Origin of the sequence: Christensenella sp., assembly GCF_034927525.1 — a bacterium.
Lineage (GTDB): Bacteria > Bacillota > Clostridia > Christensenellales > Christensenellaceae > Christensenella.
This window is the reverse complement of sequence record NZ_JAYFPU010000092.1, coordinates 1-2,725: the sequence shown is the minus strand read 5'-3', so window position 1 is coordinate 2,725 and position 2,725 is coordinate 1. Positions and strand designations below refer to the sequence as shown.

Below are 2,725 nucleotides of genomic sequence, written 5' to 3'. Positions count from 1 at the left end.
GGGATCTGCCATGCCATCACCACCATTTCAAGCCGCCAAAGCCGAACAGATTTTGCTGTTCCGGTTCCGGCTCGCCTTCCATGAGCTGCTCGGTATAATCGATTGCCTGCTCCAAAACAGCGGTATCAAACCCTGCGGTTTTGTAGCCGTCATGGATGGTATTATAATAATAATCGGAGGGATAGCCCAGCCGGTGTCCCGGAGTCATGACATAGACCATGGCTGAAACAGTCTTTCCGTCCAGCGGGAGTTCTATGGTTTCTTTGTCGTAAAATCGGGGGAATCCTTCATAAATGTCGAGAGCCGCCTCATCTTTCGGGGTGATCTTCCACAGCAAAACAGGAACAGAAGAACCCTCACAAGGTTCAATGGTAGCCACCGCACCGTGCCTGCCGCCCCGAAACACAAGGGCATAATCCTTGATCTCGGAAGCCCCAACCACCTTGGCGGTGGGGCATCTTTGCGCCATCTGCGGCAGATTGAGGTTGCTGCCATAGGCAATATACAGTTTGTTTTTCATACGATCTCCTTTACATTGACATAGTAAAAGCGGAGGACTGTTCATCCTCCGCTTCCATTACAGTTTCCGGCACAGCTTCTTCCGGTGGTGTCTGCTCCTGTAACCGCTCCGCTTCACGCTTCTGCCGCAGCCGTTCTTTTTGCCTTTGGGCCTGTGCCGGGTCTTTCCATGCGATGCAGCCCTCTAAGTGATCCAGCAGATGCTTGCGGGCCGTTTTAAATTCATCCCCAATCATACCGAGGCGCAAAAGCCACACTCGAAAGGTATATTTTTCATTGGTGGATTGCGTTTTTGTCGGGCTTGCTGACCGCTGGTTGAGTGCCTGTGCGGTCATGGAGAGGCAGAACTGCACATATGCTTTGATTTTTCCTGCATGGAGGTCCCCGTTGAAAGCACGGAATTCCACCGTGCCTTTCTGGAACACGCTGTGCAGATTCAGGCAGTGGTAGCGGCTGTGGTGGTAATGCTCCCGGCTGCCATCGCTGCCGTTGTACCAGATGCGCTTCAGTTGGTCGAGGGTAGTTGGTTTCTGCCGGTTAATCCGCTCTAAAAAGGCAGGGTCAATCTTTTGGCAGTAGCTGTTTTCCCTGCCCCTGGAAACCTTTAATGCCTTATAAATCATATCCTCCTTTGCTGCCATGATATTGACCAGATTGCGGAGTTTCGAAGCATCAAAGGGGGCGGCATTGATGTGGATATGGATGTTATGCAAAGCTTCACATAACATTCATTATGACAAGAAGAACGTTATGCTGAGTCAATGGCGGCAAGCCGCATAGCATGCGGCTTAACCGTCAAATGACTTTGCATAACATTTTCACTTACCGAGAGAACTTAGCCACTTCATCAGCTCAACGTCTTCTGACCACGATGATTGCCGACTATGCTGCGGCATAACTGTGGAAGCCGCTTTCTGCAAGGCTGCACGTTTCATTTCGGAGTCTGCCCTTGCGTAGATTTCCGTAGTTTTGACGCTGGCGTGTCCCAGCCAATCTCGAATATATACGAGATTCACCCCGGCTTGGAGCAAGTGCATGGCCTTGCTGTGCCGGAGCATATGCGGCGACACTATGGTTGGGATAATGCTTGCATCTTTCTCACGGGCGGCGGATGCGTATTTACTGAGAATATACGCAACACCGGCCCGTGTCAGTTTTTCGGCATTATGACCGACAAACAGCGGATGATCGGACTTAGCCGGAGCATCTAAACCCCAAGCAGACAAGTACTTCACGAGATGACCTGTCATTTCTGAGGAGAGCGGGCATTGCCGGGATTTTCGGCCCTTGCCAAAGAGCGTCACAACCGGCGGCGCGGCCAGACGCAAATCTTTCGGTTTTAACTCTATGAGTTCACTGACGCGCGCGCCCGTGTCATAAAGGAGACCGAGCAAGGCGAGATCGCGCATTCCGTAAACGGTTGAAATATCCGGCATGGCCAGAATGGTTTTTACCGCGTCCACCGTCAGATAATTCACGGTTGGCTTCACTGTTCTTTTTACCGGGATGCTGAGCACTTGCTGGCACTGAAGCATCATATCCGGCTTTTCGCTCTGCAAATACCGGAAAAAGGCGTGAATTCCCGCAAGCCGGTGATTTCGTGTGGACACGGCGTTGCCCTGCACAGTTTCAAGCCATGACAGGAAGCCCTCAACAAATGATTTGTCAACATCCGCGAGGGTTAGACGTTCCGGGCAAATGCCTCGCTGCGTATCCGCAAAGCGCAGCAGGAGCTTAAACGTATCCCTGTACGCGCGGACAGTGTTTTCGCTGGCATTGCATTGTCCGGGAAGATAAGCGGATAAATATTTCGTCAGCGCGTAAGCGAAATCCGAAGGTTTCATTGTGCCACCTCCAAATCCGCCGCCGGCAGCATGTTGCCGTAAACGCACTGAAGCTGTCCGAGGATTTCGGGGTGAACCGCCGCAGTCATGCGAAGATATTTCTCGGTCGCGGAAATATTCTCGTGTCCCAAATACATGGACAGCGCCGGAAGCGCACAATACAAATCCATGCCGTCCCCGGCCATTTTTCGCAGGCTGTGAACGGCGAACGTGTGCCGGAGATCGTGTACGCGCGGCCCCTTGCCCCGTCCCCGGTGCGATATACCTGCTTCAAAGAGGAACCGGCGAAACCACGGATAAATCGTAAACGGTTCAACGCAGCCACCGTATTTGTTCGGAAAGAAATATGCGGTATCCGGGCA

At 52.3% G+C, this 2,725-nt stretch carries 3 protein-coding genes and 1 pseudogene; all 4 read right to left on the bottom strand.

What is annotated here, in order from left to right:
* Positions 1–16: 16 nt before the first annotated feature.
* Complete coding sequence (locus VB081_RS03585; RefSeq protein ID WP_170822276.1) at positions 17–520, bottom strand: gamma-glutamylcyclotransferase family protein; 504 nt, start codon at positions 518–520, stop codon at positions 17–19.
* A gap of 10 nt (positions 521–530) precedes the next feature.
* A pseudogene (locus VB081_RS03580) lies at positions 531–1,223 on the bottom strand (amidoligase family protein); the annotation flags it as partial.
* A gap of 114 nt (positions 1,224–1,337) precedes the next feature.
* The gene (locus VB081_RS03575; RefSeq protein WP_323399477.1) at positions 1,338–2,363 is read right to left on the bottom strand and encodes a site-specific integrase; all 1,026 of its coding nucleotides are present in this window, start codon (positions 2,361–2,363) and stop codon (positions 1,338–1,340) included.
* A partial coding sequence (locus tag VB081_RS03570) for a tyrosine-type recombinase/integrase (protein ID WP_323399476.1) occupies positions 2,360–2,725 on the bottom strand: 366 nt, incomplete at its 5' end. The genes VB081_RS03570 and VB081_RS03575, both read right to left, overlap by 4 nt.